The 18,709-nt window shown below is 64.7% G+C and carries 16 protein-coding genes and 1 pseudogene; 10 read left to right on the top strand and 7 right to left on the bottom strand.

Translation table 11 applies throughout. The features are described 5' to 3' along the window. Positions 1–50: 50 nt before the first annotated feature. Positions 51–1,025, bottom strand: coding sequence for a D-glycerate dehydrogenase (locus F6X61_RS00280; RefSeq protein WP_153784874.1), 975 nt, complete (start codon positions 1,023–1,025; stop codon positions 51–53). A gap of 170 nt (positions 1,026–1,195) precedes the next feature. Next, a complete protein-coding gene (locus F6X61_RS00275) occupies positions 1,196–2,143 on the bottom strand; it encodes a LysR family transcriptional regulator (RefSeq protein ID WP_153784873.1) in 948 nt (315 codons plus the stop codon). Between the two features lie 180 nt (positions 2,144–2,323). On the opposite strand from F6X61_RS00275, the gene F6X61_RS00270 reads away from it, so the two are divergent. The 5 genes from F6X61_RS00270 to F6X61_RS27445 all read left to right on the top strand — a co-directional run bounded on the left by F6X61_RS00270 (position 2,324) and on the right by F6X61_RS27445 (position 7,969). Beyond that, on the top strand, positions 2,324–3,862 hold the full coding sequence (locus F6X61_RS00270) for an efflux transporter outer membrane subunit (RefSeq protein WP_153784872.1): 1,539 nt from the start codon (positions 2,324–2,326) through the stop codon (positions 3,860–3,862). Beyond that, positions 3,859–6,036, top strand: a complete 2,178-nt coding sequence (locus F6X61_RS00265; protein ID WP_153784871.1) for an FUSC family protein — start codon at positions 3,859–3,861, stop codon at positions 6,034–6,036. The genes F6X61_RS00270 and F6X61_RS00265 overlap by 4 nt, the downstream gene beginning before the upstream one ends. Beyond that, complete coding sequence (locus F6X61_RS00260) at positions 6,026–6,226, top strand: DUF1656 domain-containing protein (RefSeq protein WP_008097766.1); 201 nt, start codon at positions 6,026–6,028, stop codon at positions 6,224–6,226. The genes F6X61_RS00265 and F6X61_RS00260 overlap by 11 nt, the downstream gene beginning before the upstream one ends. Before the next feature lie 10 nt (positions 6,227–6,236). Next, entirely contained in the window at positions 6,237–7,103 is an 867-nt protein-coding gene (locus F6X61_RS00255) for an HlyD family secretion protein (protein ID WP_153784870.1), read from the top strand. A gap of 83 nt (positions 7,104–7,186) precedes the next feature. Next, positions 7,187–7,969 (top strand): RHS repeat-associated core domain-containing protein, encoded by a 783-nt coding sequence (locus F6X61_RS27445; protein ID WP_371923643.1) that lies wholly within the window; start codon positions 7,187–7,189, stop codon positions 7,967–7,969. 195 nt (positions 7,970–8,164) lie between these two features. Here F6X61_RS27445 and F6X61_RS00245 read toward each other — a convergent pair whose 3' ends face one another. Then, entirely contained in the window at positions 8,165–8,620 is a 456-nt protein-coding gene (locus F6X61_RS00245; protein ID WP_153784869.1) for a universal stress protein, read from the bottom strand. 223 nt (positions 8,621–8,843) lie between these two features. Here F6X61_RS00245 and F6X61_RS00240 point away from each other — a divergent pair, with 223 nt between their 5' ends. From F6X61_RS00240 to F6X61_RS00225, 4 genes and pseudogenes are all read left to right on the top strand, one after another. Continuing rightward, a complete protein-coding gene (locus F6X61_RS00240) occupies positions 8,844–9,749 on the top strand; it encodes a LysR family transcriptional regulator (protein WP_153784868.1) in 906 nt (301 codons plus the stop codon). A 227-nt stretch (positions 9,750–9,976) separates the two neighbouring features. Beyond that, positions 9,977–11,518 carry an MFS transporter gene (locus tag F6X61_RS00235; RefSeq protein ID WP_153784867.1) on the top strand — a complete coding sequence of 514 codons (1,542 nt, stop codon included), beginning with the start codon at positions 9,977–9,979 and terminating at the stop codon, positions 11,516–11,518. 27 nt (positions 11,519–11,545) lie between these two features. Further along, positions 11,546–12,607, top strand: a complete 1,062-nt coding sequence (locus tag F6X61_RS00230; RefSeq protein ID WP_153784866.1) for an HlyD family secretion protein — start codon at positions 11,546–11,548, stop codon at positions 12,605–12,607. Between the two features lie 158 nt (positions 12,608–12,765). Beyond that, positions 12,766–14,175, top strand: a pseudogene (locus F6X61_RS00225) (efflux transporter outer membrane subunit); the annotation flags it as partial. Between the two features lie 138 nt (positions 14,176–14,313). Here the strand turns inward: F6X61_RS00225 and F6X61_RS00220 are convergent. Further along, complete coding sequence (locus tag F6X61_RS00220) at positions 14,314–15,138, bottom strand: SDR family oxidoreductase (RefSeq protein WP_153784865.1); 825 nt, start codon at positions 15,136–15,138, stop codon at positions 14,314–14,316. A 152-nt stretch (positions 15,139–15,290) separates the two neighbouring features. Continuing rightward, positions 15,291–15,755, bottom strand: coding sequence for a multidrug transporter (locus F6X61_RS00215; RefSeq protein WP_153784864.1), 465 nt, complete (start codon positions 15,753–15,755; stop codon positions 15,291–15,293). A gap of 270 nt (positions 15,756–16,025) precedes the next feature. On the opposite strand from F6X61_RS00215, the gene F6X61_RS00210 reads away from it, so the two are divergent. Next, positions 16,026–16,415, top strand: a complete 390-nt coding sequence (locus F6X61_RS00210; protein ID WP_153784863.1) for a hypothetical protein — start codon at positions 16,026–16,028, stop codon at positions 16,413–16,415. A 147-nt stretch (positions 16,416–16,562) separates the two neighbouring features. On the opposite strand, the gene F6X61_RS00205 is transcribed toward F6X61_RS00210, so the two are convergent. After that, entirely contained in the window at positions 16,563–18,017 is a 1,455-nt protein-coding gene (locus tag F6X61_RS00205) for a mannose-1-phosphate guanylyltransferase/mannose-6-phosphate isomerase (protein ID WP_153784862.1), read from the bottom strand. A 35-nt stretch (positions 18,018–18,052) separates the two neighbouring features. Next, positions 18,053–18,700, bottom strand: a complete 648-nt coding sequence (locus F6X61_RS00200; RefSeq protein WP_153784861.1) for an alginate O-acetyltransferase AlgF — start codon at positions 18,698–18,700, stop codon at positions 18,053–18,055. Positions 18,701–18,709: the final 9 nt, after the last annotated feature.

Here is an 18,709-nt window from a genome sequence, read left to right as displayed (position 1 = left end):
GTGGGAGCCGGCTTGCCGGCGATAGGGCCCGTCCAGTCAGCAAGCGACTATCAGCCTTTCCACACCTGCGGGTTCACCAGATCCCGCGGCCGCTCACCCAGCAGCGCCGCGCGCAGGTTGTCGATCGCCCGGTTGGCCATGGCCTCGCGGGTTTCGGCGGTGGCCGAGCCGACGTGGGGTAGGGTCAGGGCGTTGGGCAGCTTGAACAGCGGCGAGTCGGCCAGCGGCTCTTTCTCGTACACATCCAGCCCGGCACCACGAATGGTGCCGTTCTGCAGCGCCTCGACCAGCGCCGCCTCGTCCACCACCGGGCCGCGGGCAATGTTGATCAGGAACGCGCTGGGCTTCATCAGCTGCAATTCCCGTGCGCCGATCAGCTTGCGGGTGGCCTCGGACAGCGGCACCACGATACAGACGAAATCGGCCTCGGCCAGCAGCTCATCCAGGCTCCTGAACTGTGCGCCGAGCTCCTGCTCCAGCGCCGCCTTGCGGCTGTTGCCGGCGTACAGCACCTGCATGTTGAAACCGAAGCGGCCACGGCGGGCGATGGCCGCGCCGATGTTGCCCATGCCGACGATCCCCAGGGTCTTGCCGTGCACGTCGGTGCCGAAGTGCGCCGGGCCCACGGTGGCCTGCCACTGGCCGGCCTTGGTCCAGGCATCGAGCTCGGCGGTACGGCGGGCGCAGCCCATGACCAGGGCGAAGCCCAGGTCGGCGGTGCTTTCGGTGAGCACGTCGGGGGTGTTGGTCAGGGCGATGCCGCGCTCGTTGAGGTAGGCCAGGTCGTAGTTGTCGTAGCCGACCGAGACGCTCGACACCACCTCGAGCTTGCCAGCGCCTTCGAGCTGCGCGCGGCCGAGCTTGCGGCCCACGCCGATCAGGCCATGGGCCTCGGGCAGGGCTTCGTTGAACTGGGCGGCGATGTCGCCCAGTTTCGGGTTGGGCAGGATCACGTTGAAGTCTTGTTGCAGGCGCTCGGCCATGGCGGGGGTGATGCGGCTGAAGGCCAGGACGGTCTTTTTCATCGGGCTTCTCTGCAAGGTGGGTAGGGCCTCATCGCGGGGCAAGCCCGCTCCCACGCCAATTCGAAAAACAGGCGTGGGAGCGGCGGTGCGCCGATGCGACTTGCCCCGCGAATGGCGGTGTCATTGCTTAGCAACCTACCATTGTCCCCACCCGCAATGCAGCAGCTTTTTCAGTTGGCGATCTGCACCTGGTGGGTCTTCAGGTCCGCCTCATGGGCCGCCAGAATCTCCGGCAACGAATTACGCAGGTACTCGACCCAGGTCTTGATCTTGGCATCCAGGTACTGGCGCGACGGGTAGATCGCGTACAGGTTGAGCTCCTGCAGGCGGTAGTCGGGCATGATCCGCACGATGCTGCCGTCACGCAGGGCATCGATGGCCGAATAGATCGGCAGCACGCCAACCCCCATGCTGCTGCGGATCGCGGTCTTCATCGCATCGGCCGAGTTCACCTGGAACGGCGAGGTGGTGATGTTGACCAGCTCCTGGCCTTCGGGGCCGTCGAACAGCCACTTCTCCAGCGGGATCACCGGGCTGACCATGCGCAGGCACGAATGCTTGAGCAGGTCGGCCGGCTTGTGCGCGGTGCCGTGGCGCGCCACGTATTCGGGCGAGGCGCAGACGATGCTGTAGGTGATGCCCAGGCGCTGCGAGACGAAGCCCGAGTCCGGCAGCTCGCTGGCCAGCACGATGGACACGTCATAGCCCTCGTCGAGCAGATCGGGCACGCGGTTGGCCATGGTCAGGTCGAAGGTCACGTCCGGGTGCGATTCGCGGTAACGGGCGATGGCATCGACCACGAAATGCTGGCCCACACCGGTCATCGAATGCACCTTCAGCTGCCCGGCTGGGCGGGCATGGGCATCGCTGGCTTCGGCTTCGGCCTCCTCGACGTAACTGAGGATCTGTTCGCAGCGCATCAGGTAGCGCTTGCCTGCTTCGGTCAGCGCGATGCGCCGGGTGGTGCGGTTGAGCAGGCGGGTTTGCAGATGGGCTTCCAGGTTGGAGACCGCGCGCGAGACGTTCGCGGTGGTCGTATCCAGTTGCACGGCGGCGGCAGTGAAACTGCCGAGCTGGGCCACACAACTGAAAGCACGCATGTTTTGCAGGGTGTCCATGGGTCACTCTCGGGTTAGAGGACAAAATTGTGACATGAAGTAACGCGAATTCACGTTCGACCAAAGCCGGATTATCGCTGTTTTGGTAACAAAGATTCGCAGGAATATGCGCTTATCGCCAATCAAACCCACCCCTAGAATGGCCCAGCCCCTCCACCTCTTCCTCGGGAAATCGCAGCTGTGCCGCGTCGCCACATCGGAGCGCTCCGAGCGCTCAGTGCCTGTGCCCTTAGCTTGTCCTTGAGCGGCTGTATCGGAACCTGGGGCATTGCCCCGCAAAGCAAGACAATCCAAGCCAACCAACTGACCACCGACGCCGCCATTCGCGAGGCGGCGCGGGATGCCCATTGGCCGGCCCAGCAGTGGTGGCGCGCCTATGGCGACCCGCAATTGAACGCCTGGGTGGCGCTGGCCCTTGAGGGCAGCCCGAGCATGGCCATGGCCGCCGCGCGGGTGCGTGAAGCCAAGGCCATGGCCGGTGTGGTCGAGTCGGCCGAGCAGTTGCAGGCCAACGGCCAGGCTTCGCTCAAGCGCCATAACTGGCCCGAGGATCAGTTCTACGGCCCCGGCGCGCTGGCCGGCGCCAACACCTGGGACAACAACGCCGCCATCGGCTTCAGCTACGCGCTGGACCTGTGGGGCCGCGAACGCAATGCCAGCGAACAGGCCGTGGATCAGGCCCACATGAGCGTGGCCGAGGCGCGTCAGGCCCAGCTGGAGCTGGAAAACAACGTGGTGCGCAGCTACATCCAGCTCAGCCTGCAGTTTGCCCGGCGCGATATCGTCCAGGCCGAGTTGGCCCAGCAGGAGCAGATCGTCGCCCTGGCCAAGCGCCGCCTCGACGGTGGCATCGGCACCCATTTCGAGGTCAGCCAGGCCGAAGCGCCGCTGCCCGAAACCCACCGCCAGATCGACAGCCTCAACGAAGAAATCGCCCTGACCCGCAACCAGCTGGCGGCCCTGGCCGGCAAGGGACCGGGGGAGGGCGGCAAGCTGCAGCGCCCAAGCCTGACCCTGGGCGCGCCGCTCAAGCTGCCGTCGAACCTGCCCGCCGAACTGGTCGGCCAGCGCCCCGATGTGGTCGCCAGCCGCTGGCAGGTCGCCGCCCAGGCGCGCGGCATCGATGTGGCCCATGCCGGTTTCTTCCCCAATGTCGACCTGGTGGGCAGCCTTGGCTTCATGGCCACCGGCGGCGGCCCGCTGGAGTTCCTCACCGGGCGCAAGTTCAACTACAACGTCGGGCCGGCGATCACCCTGCCGATCTTCGATGGTGGCCGCCTGCGTTCGCAGCTGGGCGTGGCCTCGGCCGGCTATGACGTGGCCGTGGCGCGCTACAACCAGACGGTGATCGGTGCGCTGAAGAACATCTCCGACCAGTTGATCCGCCGCGAGTCGATGAAGGAGCAGGCGCACTTCGCCGCCGAGTCCGTGGCCGCCGCGCAGAAGACCTACGACATCGCCACGGTGGCCTTCCAGCGCGGGCTCACCGACTACCTCAACGTGCTCAACGCCCAGACCCTACTGTTCCGCCAGCAACAGGTGCAACAGCAAGTGCAGGCCGCGCGCCTGATCGCCCATGCCGAACTGGTCACCGCCCTGGGCGGCGGCCTGGAAGCCGGCAACGTCGTGCCGGATGAACAGCGTCAGGCCGCGCCGCAGACCCCGGCCGCCCTGACGCTGGTCGACAAACTCCTCGACCACGCGGACCACGCCCAATGAGCGCACTGAGCTTGCCCCTGCGTTGGCTGCAGAGCCTGGAATGGCGCCGGGGGTTCTTCGCCTGGGCGCGCACCGACGGCGTCACCTGGGTGTACATCTTCAAAGTCCTGGCCGCCGCCTTCATTACCCTGTGGCTGGCCATGCGCCTGGAGCTGCCGCAGCCGCGCACGGCGATGATCACCGTGTTCATCGTCATGCAGCCGCAAAGCGGCCACGTGTTCGCCAAGAGCTTCTACCGGGTGCTCGGCACCCTGGCCGGTTCGGCGATGATGGTTGCGCTGATCGCGATCTTCCCGCAGAACACCGAGCTGTTCCTGCCCAGCCTGGCCTTGTGGGTGGGCCTGTGCTCGGCCGGTGCCATGCGCTACCGCACCTTCCGCGCCTACGGTTTTGTGCTGGCCGGTTACACTGCGGCGATGATCGGTCTGCCGGTGCTGGAGCACCCCGACCAGGCGTTCATGGCCGCGGTGTGGCGAGTGCTGGAAATTGCCCTGGGGATCCTGGTGTCGACCTTCGTCAGCGCCGCGATCCTGCCGCAGTCGGCCAGCGCCGCCATGCGCAACGCCCTGTACCAGCGCTTCGGCACCTTCGCCGGGGTGGTGGTCGAAGCGCTGCGCGGCGACAGCCAGCGCGACCGCTACGAGACCAGCAACGTACGCTTCGTCGCCGAAGCGGTAGGGCTCGAGAGCCTGCGCAACGTCACCGCCTTCGAAGACCCGCACATGCGTCGCCGCTCTGGCCGGCTGGTACGCATGAACAGCGAGTTCATGGCCATCACCACCCGCTTCAACGCCCTGCACCGGCTGCTGGAGCGCCTGCGCGCCCGTGGCCCGCTGCAGATCGTCGGCGCCATCGAGCCGGGCCTTGAGACGCTGGCCGAGCTGTTGCAACCCTATGTAGGCCGGGCGCTGACCGATGCCGATGCGCTGCGCCTGGCGCTCGAACTGGGTACTTATAAGGAAGGCCTGCAAGCCCAGGTCCGTGGGCTGCGGGCGGACTACCTGCAAACCTGCCCCAGCGAGTCCGATCTGCTTGATTTCCACACCGCCTTCGAGCTGCTCTACCGCTTCGTCGACGAGATGTACAGCTACGCCGAGACCCACGCCTCGCTGGCCGCCCATACCCACGAGCGCGAGCAATGGGACGAGCCTTACGTGGCCCAGACCAGCTGGCTGGTGTCGCTGGCCGCTGGCGTGCGCGCGTCGGCGGTGCTGTTGCTGCTGGGCAGCTATTGGCTGCTCAGCGACTGGCCCAGTGGTGCCATGATGACCCTGATCGCCACCGTCACCGTGGGCCTGTCGGCGGCCTCGCCGAACCCCAAGCGCATGTCGTTCCAGATGGCCTGCGGCACGGCGATCGGCGCCTTCATCGGCTTCTTCGAAACCTTCTTCGTGTTCCCCTGGATCGACGGCTTTCCCTTGCTGTGCATGGTGCTGGCGCCGGTGTTCGTGCTCGGTGCGTTCCTCGCCTCACGCCCGGCCTACGCCGGCTATGGCCTGGGCCTGCTGGTGTTCTTCGCCATCGGCTCGGTGCCCAACAACCTCACCGTCTACAACCCTTACACCTTCATCAACGACTACATCGGCATGGTCATCGGCATGTTCGTCTGCGCCGCGGCCGGGGCGATCATCCTGCCGCCCAACAGCCGCTGGCTGTGGAGCCGCCTGGAGCAGGAACTGCGCGAGCAGGTGCTGTTCGCCATCGGCGGTCGCCTGCGCGGCCTGGGCTCGGCCTTCGAAAGCCGCACCCGCGACCTGCTGCACCAGGCCTATGGCCTGGCCGCCGGCAAGCCGCAGGTGCAAAGCCAACTGATGGGCTGGATGTTCACGGTGCTGGAGATCGGCCACGCCGTCATCGAACTGCGCAAGGAGCAGGCCCGCGCGCCGGTGCACCCGGCCTATGCCGAGTCGCAGCCCTGGCGCCAGGCCATCCGCGTGATGGGCCGGGCGTTGGCGCGCCTGTTCCTGCAACCCAGCGCCAGCAACCACGAGCGCGCCCTGGTGGCCGTCGATCATGCCATCAGCCGGGTGCAGGCCACCGACGAACCCTTCGCCCGGCATTTCGACACCTCGGTGCTGCGCCGGGCGCAGAGCTACTTGCACTTCATCCGAACCTCCCTGCTCGACCCACAGTCGCCCTTGGCTCCGGCGAAAGGACTGCACGATGCCCCGTGAGATCGCCTTCCATGGCGTGTACATGCCCACCATGACCTTGATGTTCCTGTTCGCCCTGGGCCTGGCCTGGGGCTTGGACCGGTTCATCGCCAGCCATGACGGCTACCGCTTCTTCTGGCACCCGGCGCTGCTGCGCCTTTCCCTGTTCGTCTGCCTGTTCGGCGCCCTGGCGCTGTCGCTCTACTGGTGAGAAACCTTCGATGAAAAAGTTCTTCAGCCTGATCGCCACCCTGCTGGTGCTGACCGCTGCCGTGGTGATCGGCCGCCAGTTGTGGCTGCACTACATGACCACGCCCTGGACCCGCGACGGCCGGGTGCGCGCCGACATCATCAACGTCGCCGCCGACGCGCCGGGCTATGTGGTGGACGTACCAGTCAAGGACAACCAGCGGGTGAAGAAGGGCGATGTGCTGATCCGCATCGACCCCGAGCACTACCAGCTGGCGGTGGATCAGGCCAAGGCGCTGGTCGCCTCGCGCAAGGCCACCTGGGAAATGCGCAAGGTCAACGCCAAGCGCCGTGCCGACATGGACAACCTGGTGATCTCCAAGGAGAACCGCGACGACGCCAGCAACATCGCCAACTCGGCGCTGGCCGACTACCAGCAGGCCCAGGCCCAGCTGGCTGCGGCCGAGCTCAACCTCAAGCGTACACAGATCGTCGCCACCGTGGATGGCTACGTGACCAACCTGAACATCCACAAGGGCGACTACGCCCGCACCGGCGAGGCGGTGATGGCGGTTGTGGATGAAAACTCGTTCTGGGTGTACGGCTTCTTCGAGGAGACCAAGTTGCCCCATGTGAAGGTGGGCGATGTGGCCGAGTTGCAGATGATGAGCGGCGAGCGCCTGGGCGGGCATGTGGAGAGCATTGCCCGGGGTATTTACGACCGCGACAACCCGCAGAGCCGCGAGCTGATCGCCGATGTGAATCCCACCTTCAACTGGGTAAGGCTGGCGCAGCGGGTGCCGGTGCGGATTCATATCGATGAGGTGCCGGAGGGGTATCTGCTGGCGGCGGGGACGACTTGTACGGTGGTGGTGAAGCCGGGCCATCAGGAGAACTGATAATTTTGCCAGTTATGCAAGGGGGAGAATCAGAGAATAGTGGCAGAGACTGTTTCGTCGGGCGGTTGATGGAGGGCACATGGATGAACGCAGGTGAATCCAAACCACGCTGTTGGCGCGCCTATGGGCCCTATGGCTATTCTGGCGGCCTGAGCGATGCTGCGGGGCTGCTCGGATTCAATGGTGTTCAAGCTGATGCATTAACTGGCAATTACGCGCTTGGGAATGGGCACAGGATCTACAACGTCGGGCTGATGCGATTTCAGTGCCCGGACAGGCTGAGCCCATTTGGACGTGGGGGTCTTAATGCCTACGCTTACTGTTCGGGTGATCCTGTCAACATGACTGATCCTACTGGCCAGTTTTCGTTTGGCGTGCGTCGTCTAATCCAAGGGATGAAGGGGTGGTCGAAAGAGATTACGGCGAGGAAACCCCTTAAAAACTGGGAAACGCTAAAGCTCGACGATGAGATTTCATACACCACTTCCAAGATGGAATCTAAGTCATTGGAGGTAAGGGTTGTAGCCGATAAAACGTCGTTGATGACCGCTATCAATCTATCGAAAACGCAAAAAAAATGGGTGCTTACCGATAAAGGTGAGGTGATAGTCATGGCCTATCTTGACCCAGTCCTTAATCGTCATAAAGCTTCCCATGCAAGCATGGCCGCGATTGCAGCGCGTGACTTTCAGACCAGTCCTTCAGTTGTTGCCGCAGGATGGTTGAAAATGGAAGGAAATAAAGTTGTCATTGATAACGTAACCGGCCACTACAGGATGCGGGCTAATAGGCTTTGGTCGGCCAAGATGCATTTCGAAAAGTTGGCTGAGGGTACCAAGTTCGTTAGAGATCCCCATCATTTCTGACTGACGGGTAGCGGCAGGCGTGAGTCGAACCCAGCCCAGTTCCCGCTCGCCCTTGCTCGGTTCCTTGACTGAAAGGGGTATCGAGTTCGCAGGCTTGCACCAATGTTCCTAGAAGTTAAAACCTTTCAACTCAACTTCGAAGACGATCAGCGGCAATTGCACAAGGCCTGCAAGGACAGTCAGACCAAACATCTATTAGCTTTCAGAGGCCGCCCCCACCAACACCGGCACCTCTACCCGATCGATCACCTTGGCACTGATCGACGGATCCAGCAGCCTTCCGAGCCGCGACAGGTGGCGGTGCCCCACGATGATCAGCTCGCATTCAAGCTCCCGGGCCTTGGCGACGATGGCGTCCACCGGCTGAGCGGCAACCAGGCAGCCGAGGCTGTCGAAGCCGGCTTCGCGCAGGGTCTTCACGGCGTTGCTCACGGCATGTTCAGCCAGCTTCTGCTCGTCGCAGGCGGCGGGGTATTCCTGCAGCTCTTGCGCGGTGTAGGTCGTGTGCTGCCCGTGCACGGCGAAGGTCGCGTCGATGGCCAACAGCACGTGCAAGGTGTGCTCGCCGGGGCGGCAGTAGCGGCGGGCGAGGGTGAGCAGGCTGGCGGCTGTGGGGGAGGCGTCGATGGCGATCAGCACTGGGTGTGGCATGGGAATTCCTTGTTGGCAGTGGCGGCCCAATCGCGGGGCAAGCCCGCTCCCACGCCATCTATAGATTGCTCGTGGGAGCGGGCTTGCCCCGCGATTGGGCCGGTACAGGCTGACGCATCGACCGGCCGGGATAAATGGCCCCCCACGCACGGTGCCATTGCGTCTGACGCAATCCACCAACCTGATACCATCGCGTTTCCCACAGCTGTCACGGAAAACGGCCATGCAACTCCCGGACATGAACCTGCTCGTCGCCCTCGACGCCCTGCTCGACGAAGGCAGCGTGGTCGGCGCCGCCCAGCGCATGAACCTGAGCCCGGCAGCCATGAGCCGCACGCTGGGGCGCATCCGCGAGGCCATGGGCGATCCGATCCTGGTGCGCGCCGGCCGCGGGCTGGTGCCGACGCCCCGGGCGCTGGCCCTGCGCGACCAGGTGCGGGCACTGGTGGAGCAGGCCGGGTTGGTGTTTCGCAGTGGCGACGAGGTCGACCTGGCGAACCTCGACCGGGCCTTCAATATCCGCACCAACGACCTGTTCATCGCCCTGTACGGCGCCCGTCTGCTGCACATGATGCTGGCCGAGGCGCCGAACACCGTGCTGCGCTTCGTCCCCGAGCACCAGGGCGATGACGACCTGGTGCTGCGCCATGGGCAGATCGACCTGGTGGTCAGTTCGAGCATCGACATGGGGCCGGAGATCAAGGTACAGAGCCTGTTCGACACCTGGTTCGTCGGGCTGGCGCGGGCCGACCACCCGATCTTCGACGCCGAGATCACCCCGCAGCGCTTTGCCCGCTACCCGCAGATCAGCGTGTCGCGACGCGGGCGGGCCAACGGGCCGATCGATGTAGAGCTGGGCGCCCATGGCGTGCAGCGCAGGGTAGCGCTGATCACGCCGAGCTTTCATTCGGCGATGTTCTCGTTGCCGGAGTCGGACCTGATCCTGCCGATGCCGGCGAACATCCTCGGCAGCGTGACCAAGTTCGGCCTGCCGTTGCGTTCGTTCGATATCCCGGTGCCGCTGGAGAAGGTGCGGGTGATGCAGGCCTGGCATCCACGCTTCGACAACGACCCGGCGCACCGTTGGTTGCGCCGGACCATGCGCGCCTGCTGCGCGGGTGAGCCGTAAAACCGAGTCGCCTGCTTCGCGGGTAAACCCGCTCCCACAGGATTGCGCAAGATCTTAAGCCTGCGCTGTACCTGTGGGAGCGGGTTTACCCGCGAAGCAGACGCCGCCGATTTCAGAGCTGGATTGCGTATGACGCAACATAAACCTGCCAACAAGTCAGTTTTCGTCAGCATTCGACCTTCTTAGACTTCTCCCAGCCCTGAATTTGTTGCTGGAGATGTCATTCCATGAGTTCCCTGACCGCGCCCTCTGCCGCGCTGGCCGCCGCCCCCGCGCCGGCCGCCCCCGTGCAGGCGGCGTTCGGCCTACGGGTGGTGGTGGGGCTGTTCGGCGTATTGCTGGCGGTGTTGTGCGCCGGGCTCAACGAGGTGGTGACCAAGATTTCCCTGAGCGACATCCGTGGCGCCATGGGCATCGGTGCCGACGAAGGGGCCTGGCTGCTGGCGGTGTACAGCGCCGCCTCGGTGTCGGCCATGGCCTTCGCCCCGTGGCTGGCCACCACCTTTTCGCTGCGCCGCTTCACGATGTCCGCCGTCGGCCTGTTCGCCGTGCTTGGCCTGCTCCAACCCTTCGCGCCCAATCTGCACAGCCTGATGCTGCTGCGCATTGTGCAAGGCTTCGCCTCTGGTGCCCTGCCGCCGATGCTGATGAGCGTGGCCCTGCGCTTCCTGCCGCCGGGCATCAAGGTCTACGGCCTGGCCTGCTACGCCCTGACCGCCACCTTCGGGCCCAACCTGGGCACACCCCTGGCGGGCCTGTGGACCGAATACGTTGGCTGGCAGTGGGCGTTCTGGCAGATCATCCTGCCGTCCTTGCTGGCCATGGCCTGCGTGGGCTGGGGCCTGCCCCAGGACCCGCTGCGCCTGGAGCGTTTCAAGCAGTTCGACTGGCGCGGCGTGTTGCTCGGCCTGCCGGCGATCAGCAGCATCGTCCTGGGCCTGTCGCTGGGCGATCGTTGGGGCTGGTTTGACTCGCCGCTGATCTGCTGGCTGCTCGGCGGTGGCCTGCTGTTGCTGGTGCTGTTCCTGTACAACGAATGGTCCGAACCACTGCCGTTCTTCCAGCTGCGCATGCTGTCGCGGCGCAACCTGAGCTTCGCGCTGCTGACGCTGGCTGGGGTACTGATCGTGCTCTCCGGCGTGGGCAGCATTCCCTCTGCTTACCTGGCGCAAATCCAGGGCTATCGGCCGGCGCAGACCAGCCCGCTGATGATGCTGGTGGCCATGCCGCAACTGATCGCACTGCCGCTTACGGCGGCGCTGTGCAACATCCGCGCGGTGGACTGCCGCTGGGTGCTGGCGCTCGGGCTGGCCATGCTGGCGGCATCGTGCGTGGGCAGCAGCCTGCTCACTTCGCAGTGGATCCGCGGCGACTTCTACCCCTTCTACCTGCTGCAGGTGTTCGGCCAGCCGATGGCGGTGCTGCCGCTGCTGATGCTCTCGACCAACGGCATGACCCCGCAGGAAGGCCCGTTTGCCTCCAGCTGGTTCAACACGGTCAAGGGCCTGTCGGCGGTGATCGCCGGTGGCCTGCTCGATGCCCTGGGCACCGTGCGCCGGCATTTCCATTCCAACCACCTGGTCGACAGCCTGGGCAACGCGCCGCTGGTGGACGACAACGCCGCCGGCCTGGCCAAGCGCATCCACGACCAAGCGCTGGTGCTGACCTCCGCCGACCTTTACCTGGTGATGGCGTGCATCGCCGTCGCTTTGATCTGCCTGATTCCCTTCGTGCCTACCCGGGTCTACCCACCGCGTGCGGTGGCCTGAACCTGTGGATGAATTCGAGACATTGAAATGACCAACAACCGCAAAACGCTGTTCATCGGCTCTGTACTGGCCGTGGCCGTGCTGGCCGCCATCGTCGGGCCCTGGATGCTCGGCAGCGACCATCGCCAGAGCACCAACGATGCCTACATCACCGCCGACTACACCGTGGTCGCGCCCAAGGTGTCGGGCTTCATCAAGGAGGTGCTGGTGGAGGACAACCAGCAAGTCACGGCCGGCCAGTTGTTGGCGACCATCGACCCGCGTGACTACCAGGCGGCCCTCGATGCCGCCCAGGCCCAACTGCTGGTGGCCAAGGCCCAGAGCCTGGATGCCCGCGCCACCCTGGAACGCCAGGCGGCCTTGATTGCCCAGGCCGAGGCGGCGGTGAAAGCGGCCCAGGCCGAAGCCGCTTTCGCCGACCACGAAGTCACCCGCTACAGCCGCCTGGCCGAACAAGGCGCCGGCACCGTGCAGAATGCCCAGCAGGCACAGAGCCGCGTCGACCAGGCCCGCGCACGGCTGGCCAATACCCAGGCGGCCCTGGTGGCCACGCGCAAGCAGGTGGACATCCTCAGCGCCCAGGTGGCCAGCGCCGATGGCCAGCTCAAACGTGCCGAAGCGGGGCTGGAGAAAGCTCAGCTGGACCTGTCCTACACCCGCATCACCGCGCCGGTGGACGGCATGGTCGGCGAGCGCGCCCTGCGCGTGGGTGCCTACGTGAATCCGGGGGCGCGGTTGCTGTCGGTGGTGCCGCTGGAGCGTGCCTATATCGTCGGCAACTTCCAGGAAACCCAACTGACCCACGTGCAACCGGGCCAGCCGGTGAGCATCAGCGTCGATACCTTCGCCGGTGAAAAGCTGCACGGCCATGTTGAAAGCATTGCCCCGGCCACCGGGGTGACCTTCGCCGCGGTGAAACCCGACAACGCCACCGGCAACTTCACCAAGGTGGTGCAGCGCATCCCGGTGAAGATCGTCTTCGATGACGGCCAGCCGCTGCTCGCACGCCTGCGGGTGGGCATGTCGGTGGAGGCGACCATTGATACCCAGGGTGACCGGCTCGATGGCAAAGAGGTGACTGCGCGATGAGTGGGCAACCGATCGATGGGGTTGAAAGACTTGAGAGCGCCGGGGCTGCTGCGCAGCCCTATCGCGACACAAGGCCGCTCCTACAGGCGACCGCGATCCCTTGTAGGAGCGGCCTTGTGTCGCGAAAGGGGCGCGCAGCGGCCCCCGTGCTGCTAGCCATGCTGCTGGCCGGCTGCACCCTGGGCCCGGATTTCCAGCGCCCGACCAGCGAAGCGCCAAAGGAGTGGGCCGCCCTGCAAGGTAAGGCTGCGGCCAGCCAACCGATGGCCGAACCGCTGGAACTGCGCTGGTGGGACAGCTTCCACGATCCACGCCTGAGTGCCCTGATCCAGAAGGTCGCCGAGCGCAACCTCGACCTGCAGATGGCCAGCGCACGCCTGCTGCAAAGCCGCGCCCTGCGCAGCACCGTGGCGGCGGACGAAGCGCCGTCGGTGGACGTGAATGCCGGCTACAGTCGTGCGCGCAACAGCGCCGAAGGCCTGAACGACCCTTCCGGCAACGCGGGCAAAGCGGCGTACAACCTCTGGCAGGGCGACCTGGTCGCCGGCTGGGAACTGGATCTGTGGGGCCGCGTGCGGCGCCAGGTCGAGGCGGCCGACGCTACGGTCGAAGTGGCCGAGAACGACCGCCGTGGCGTGCTGCTGGCGCTGCTCTCGGAAACCGCCGGCAACTACATCCAGTTGCGTGCCGTGCAGCACACCCTCGAGGTGACCCAGGACAACCTCAAGGTTGCCCGCCACAGCCTGAAGCTGTCCGAGGACCGCCAGGCGCAAGGCGTCGCCACCCGGCTCGATGTGGCCCAGGCCAGCGCCCAGGTGGCGTCGATCGAAGCCCGGCTGCCGACCCTGGAGGCGCGCCGCGACGACCTGATCAACGCCCTCAGCCTGCTCGCCGCCGAACCGCCGCGCAGCCTGCAAAGCGAGCTGTTGCAAGGCGGCGAGCTGCCCGAGCCGCAGCAGCGCTTTGCCATTGGCCTGCCGTCGGAGCTGGCCGAGCGCCGCCCTGACATCCGCCAGGCCGAAGCCCGCCTGCATGCGGCCACCGCCAGCATCGGCGTGGCCAAGGCTGACTTCTACCCGAGCATTCGGCTGTCGGGCAGTGTCGGTTTCCAGGCCATGCAGTTGTCCGATTTCGGCGCCTGGGATTCACGACGATTTGCCTTCGGGCCGCAGCTGTCGCTGCCGATCTTCGAGGGTGGGCGGCTCAAGGGCACGCTGGAACTGCGCGAAGCCCAGCAACAGGAAGCGGCGCTGAACTACCGCAAGGTGGTGCTGGGTGCCTGGCATGAGATCGACGACGTGCTGCGCCTGTACAACGCCAGCCAGCTGCGCCGCGACCACTTGGCCGAGGCGGTGCGGCAGAACCGCATCGCCCTGGAGACGGCGCAGCGCCAGTATGTGGAAGGGGCGGTGGACTTTCTCAATGTGCTGAGCGTGCAGGGGGCGCTGCTGGCCAGCGAAGAGCAGTGGATCGACAGCTCTGCGGCGGTGTCGCAGGCGTTGGTGGGGTTGTACAAGGCCCTGGGTGGCGGCTGGCAGGCGTTCGACCAGGAACTGTGTTCGCAAGCGCACAGTTCCTGTGGGAGCGGCTTTAGCCGCGAAGCAGGCGGCGCGGTGGATGGCACCGGCTCTGCCGGTGTTCGCGGCTAAAGCCGCTCCCACAGGATGCGTGCAGTTCGATGAGGGGCGACTTGCCCCGCGATTGAGTTAGAGCGGCCGCAACAACCCGAAACGCTTGCGCAACACCCAATCCAGCAACCTCTGCGGCAACACCCGCGCCATCAACGGCAACGCCGTGCTGCCATTGCCGATACGCACCAGCGCCGGCACTGGCGACTTGCGCGTAGCGGCCAGCAAGCGCTGGGCAAACACCGCCGCCGAAGTCGGCCGATCCTGCGAGGCCCGCGCCCGGGCCTGCACCTGCTCACGCAACGGCCACCACGGCGAGTCGCTCGCCAGCACCTGTTCTGCCTGCTGCTGGGCATTGCTGGCGAACTGCGAGGCAATCGCCCCCGGCTGCACTTCCATCACCTGGATGCCGAACGGCGCCAGCTCCAGGCGCAGCGCATCGGTCAGCCCGTGTACCGCCGCCTTCGAGGCGCAGTAGGCGCCGGCGAATGGCGTGACCAGCACGCCCGAGACACTGCCGATGTTCACCACCAGCCCACGGGAACGCCGCAGCAGCGGGAACAGCGCGCGGGTCACGCCCACCAGGGCGAAAACGTTGGTTTCGAACTGTTGGCGCATGGCCTCGACACCGCCGTCGAGCAGTGGGCCCATGGCGCCGTAGCCGGCGTTGTTGATGAGGATGTCGAGGCCACCGTGGCGGTCTTCCAGCTCGTCGGCCAGGCGGGTCAGCGCCTCGCTGTCATTCACATCCAGTTGCCGTGCGGCGAAGCCGGCGGCGAGCAGGGTGTCGACATCGTCGAGCTTGCGGGCGGTGGCCCAGACTTCGTGGCCGGCATCGCGGAAGGCGTCGGCCAGGGCGCGGCCGATGCCGCTGGAACAACCGGTGATGAGGACGGTGGGCATGGAGGGGGCCTGTGGTCTGGAGGTTTTGATAGTGCCTGTTCCGGCCTCTTCGCGGGTAAACCCGCTCCCACAGGATCGGCACCGTTCTCAAGGCCTGTGCAATACCTGTGGGAGCGGGCTTGCCCCGCGAAGAGGCCAGTAAAGACAACAGATTAGTTGGCGAATGTACCTTGCAGATGCTCGGCACGAAACTCAAGGGTCTGCGGCCGATACCCCGAACGCAGCGGCGGCAACGGCAGGCAGTCGCTCCACTCGGCGCCGGGCTGCAATTCGCCCGGGCCGCGATAGCGCGGTGCTGCATAGGTGTTCTCGGCAAGGTTCACGGTATCGCCCGGGGCATAGGCGCCCACGCGCCAGCGCAGTTCGGACAAGGGGACCTTGTTGCCGTTCTTCATGCGCACCTGCAGGGCGCGGTCGGCGGGGCATTGATCGGGGGCGTAACTCAGGCGCAGATCGAGGCGCGCCAGTTGCGACGCTTCGCGGTTGTCCTGCCAGACCACGCCCAGTGCCACCAGCCCCAGTCCGCACACGGCCGCCAGGGAAATCGGCAGGGCCTTGGCCGGGTAGCGCAGCAGCAGGACCAGCCAGGTGAGGACGAGCAGGGCGCCGATGATCATTGAATAGGCCTTGATGGCGGGGGTTCGATCATCGTAGCGGGAAATGAGTGAGGGCTCAAAAGGTGTAGCGGGCAAGGAAATACAGCGATGGTTTCCATCGAAACTCACATGTCAGCGGCGTCAACGCCGGTCTCACATGTGCTTGGAGATTGTCCTGAAAGCTTGTCGTATAAATTTCGTACAAGTGTACCTGTTAATTTTGCTAGTTTCGCGAGGTGTTAGCTTAAGCCTAGGATGATGATGCTGTTCATATCAATTTGAAGAGGGTGCATGATGAAAAGCTCATTGTCTTTACTCGCTGCGAGTGGTGTTTTCAAAGGTGTTGTAGTTTATAAGGATGCTCCGGAATTCAAGTTTAACCTCTCTGAGGTTGACCTTTTGAGATATCACGGAAGGCTGCGGATCCTGGCGGTCCAAGACGGAACAATGATTATTTTGGAGTTCAAGGATACTCCTCAGACACCGGAATCCATTCCCGTTAACTATGCAGAAATCGAAGGGGGGGATACTCCCTTTGCCAGGGGGCAGTCAGGCAAAATCAAAGGGTTGATAAATAATTCGACTACTCTCAAGTGTGAGTCATTTACTGCGAGCTTGAAAGATCATAAAGGCCAGGATGTTGAATTTTCTGGACGCTTTGAACTTGATTTGACAAAGTAAAATCGAACTGATGTTCGCTGCGTTGTTATTTCTGCGATGTCGTAAGTGTACACACTTGCCGACGTGCAACGCTGGTCATGACCAGCAAGCTGGCTCCTATGAGGAGTTGCGTAGAGGCCAGCTTGCTGTTGGTATGGCCTTTTGTCCTTACTGCGCGATGGTCTTCACCGAAACCCCACGCTCCACCGGCGTGGACGTACGCCCATACACATCCTCGAAGCGCTCGATATCATCCTCGCCCAGGTAGCTCCCGGACTGCACTTCGATGATCTCCAGCGGGATCTTGCCCGGGTTGCGCAGGCGGTGCACCGAGGCGATCGGGATGTAGGTGGACTGGTTCTCGGTGAGCAGGAACACGTTCTCGTCGCAGGTCACCTCGGCGGTGCCGGACACCACGATCCAGTGCTCGGCGCGGTGGTGGTGCATCTGCAGCGACAGCGCGGCGCCCGGCTTGACGGTGATGTGCTTGACCTGGAAGCGCCCGCCCATGTCCACCGAGTCGTACGAGCCCCACGGGCGGTAGACCTCCAGGTGGTTCTGGGTCTCCGTGCGGCCCTGGGCATCGAGGGTGTTGACCAGTTGCTTGACCCCCTGAACCTTGTCCTTGTGGGCGATCATCATGGCGTCCTTGGTTTCCACCACCACGATGTTCTCGAGGCCGATCACCGACACCAGCTTGCCGTTGCCGTGGATCATGCAGTTGTGGCTGTCCTGCACCACCACGTCGCCCTTGGTGACGTTGCCGTTGTCGTCCTTCTCGTGCACGTCCCACAGCGACGACCAGCAACCCACGTCGCTCCAGCCGGCCGACAGCGGTACCACGCAGGCGCGCTGGGTCTTTTCCATCACCGCATAGTCGATGGAGTTGTCCGGGCAGCAGGCGAAGGTGGCTTCGTCGATGCTCAGCACATCGTCCGCTTCGTCACTGCGCTCCAGGGCCAAGAGGCAGGTGTCGTAGATGTCCGGGTCGTGTTTCTTCAGCTCTTCGAGGAAGCGGCTGGCGCGGAACAGGAACATGCCACTGTTCCAGAAGTAGCCTCCGGCGCGGACGAACTCGCCGGCGCGTTTCTCGTCGGGCTTCTCGACGAACTGCGCCACCCGGGCCACGCCTTCGGGCAGCAGCGCATCCTGGCTGGAGCGGATGTAGCCGTAGCCGGTCTCGGGCTTGGTCGCCGGCACGCCGAACAGCACCATCTCGCCGCGCTCGGCGGCCACGGTGGCCAGGGCCAGGGCGCGTTGCAGGGCCTTCTGGTCCTCGATCACGTGGTCGGCCGGCAGCACCAGCATCAATTCGTCACGGCCTTCGTTGACCAGCTTCATGGCGGTCATCGCCACGGCCGGCGCGGTGTTGCGCCCGAACGGCTCCATCAGGATGGCCTGGGTTTCCAGTTTCAGCGCGCCCAGCTGCTCCTGGACGATGAACTTGTGGTCCTTGTTGCAGACCACGATGGGGGTGTCCATGCCGTCGAACACCAGGCGCTGGATGGTCTGCTGGAACAGCGTGTGCTCGCCGGTCAGGGCCAGGAACTGCTTGGGGAACTGCTTGCGCGACAAAGGCCACAGACGCGAACCGCTACCACCAGAAAGAATTACCGGGATCATGTTGTTTCTCCAATAAGGTCGTTAAGAGGCAGGGATCAGTTAGTGGACACTGGGCGGGTGACCCAGACCGGCGACAGGCTGCTGCCGGAGCCGGTGACGTACAGCACGGCCGCTTCGCCGCGCTCCAGGGCGACGGGTTTGACGTCGCCGACTTTCTTGTCGCCTGCATACAGCGCGAGGTTGACCTTCACCGGGTTGATCTCGCGCTCGCCACGGCCCTTGGCCGCCACCGGCTTGACCACTTCGGTCTTGCCGTCGGCGGTCTTCAGGGTCAGTTGCTGGTCGCTGAGGTTCTGCACGCGCACCAGGGCTTTCTGCTTGTTCTTGAACGGTGGCTCTTCGATCAGCTGCGGGTTGCCGCCGGCGTTGTTGACCAGGGTGTAGTACTTGTCGGCGGCCAGCTTGACCGGGACGTTCTTGCCGCCGACCTGGGCGGTGTAGTCACCGCCGGGCAGGAAGCTGAAGTCGCTGCTGGCCTGGGCGCCGACCTGCTTGATCTGGGTATTGCCCACGCTCGCGGCAGTGGGGGCGCTCGAAGCGTTGTACAGGCGCACGAAGGTCGAGCCTTTCGGCGCGCTCGGGCCGTAAAGGGCGGCGTCGGCACCGGCGAAGGCCTGCATCGAGGCCAGGCTCAGGCCGGCAGCGAGGGTGAGGGCTTTGGCAATGGAAGTCTTGGTGGTCATGTGCGTGTT

Origin of the sequence: Pseudomonas sp. EMN2, assembly GCF_009650555.1 — a bacterium.
GTDB classification, from domain to species: domain Bacteria; phylum Pseudomonadota; class Gammaproteobacteria; order Pseudomonadales; family Pseudomonadaceae; genus Aquipseudomonas; species Aquipseudomonas sichuanensis.
The sequence above is the reverse complement of the archived record's forward strand: the minus strand, read 5'-3'. Positions and strand labels throughout refer to the sequence as shown.

Bases quoted from the DNA above. Each gene is read 5' to 3' on its own strand.
- F6X61_RS00275 (WP_153784873.1), bottom strand. From the start codon at position 2,143: ATGGACACCCTGCAAAACATGCGTGCTTTCAGTTGTGTGGCCCAGCTC.
- F6X61_RS00255 (WP_153784870.1), top strand. From the start codon at position 6,237: ATGAAAAAGTTCTTCAGCCTGATCGCCACCCTGCTGGTGCTGACCGCT.
- F6X61_RS00245 (WP_153784869.1), bottom strand. From the start codon at position 8,620: ATGCCACACCCAGTGCTGATCGCCATCGACGCCTCCCCCACAGCCGCC.
- F6X61_RS00260 (WP_008097766.1), top strand. From the start codon at position 6,026: ATGCCCCGTGAGATCGCCTTCCATGGCGTGTACATGCCCACCATGACC.
- F6X61_RS00240 (WP_153784868.1), top strand. From the start codon at position 8,844: ATGCAACTCCCGGACATGAACCTGCTCGTCGCCCTCGACGCCCTGCTC.
- F6X61_RS00200 (WP_153784861.1), bottom strand. From the start codon at position 18,700: ATGACCACCAAGACTTCCATTGCCAAAGCCCTCACCCTCGCTGCCGGC.
- F6X61_RS00220 (WP_153784865.1), bottom strand. From the start codon at position 15,138: ATGCCCACCGTCCTCATCACCGGTTGTTCCAGCGGCATCGGCCGCGCC.
- F6X61_RS00205 (WP_153784862.1), bottom strand. From the start codon at position 18,017: ATGATCCCGGTAATTCTTTCTGGTGGTAGCGGTTCGCGTCTGTGGCCT.
- F6X61_RS00210 (WP_153784863.1), top strand. From the start codon at position 16,026: ATGATGAAAAGCTCATTGTCTTTACTCGCTGCGAGTGGTGTTTTCAAA.
- F6X61_RS00230 (WP_153784866.1), top strand. From the start codon at position 11,546: ATGACCAACAACCGCAAAACGCTGTTCATCGGCTCTGTACTGGCCGTG.
- F6X61_RS00280 (WP_153784874.1), bottom strand. From the start codon at position 1,025: ATGAAAAAGACCGTCCTGGCCTTCAGCCGCATCACCCCCGCCATGGCC.
- F6X61_RS00215 (WP_153784864.1), bottom strand. From the start codon at position 15,755: ATGATCATCGGCGCCCTGCTCGTCCTCACCTGGCTGGTCCTGCTGCTG.
- F6X61_RS27445 (WP_371923643.1), top strand. From the start codon at position 7,187: ATGAACGCAGGTGAATCCAAACCACGCTGTTGGCGCGCCTATGGGCCC.
- F6X61_RS00265 (WP_153784871.1), top strand. From the start codon at position 3,859: ATGAGCGCACTGAGCTTGCCCCTGCGTTGGCTGCAGAGCCTGGAATGG.
- F6X61_RS00235 (WP_153784867.1), top strand. From the start codon at position 9,977: ATGAGTTCCCTGACCGCGCCCTCTGCCGCGCTGGCCGCCGCCCCCGCG.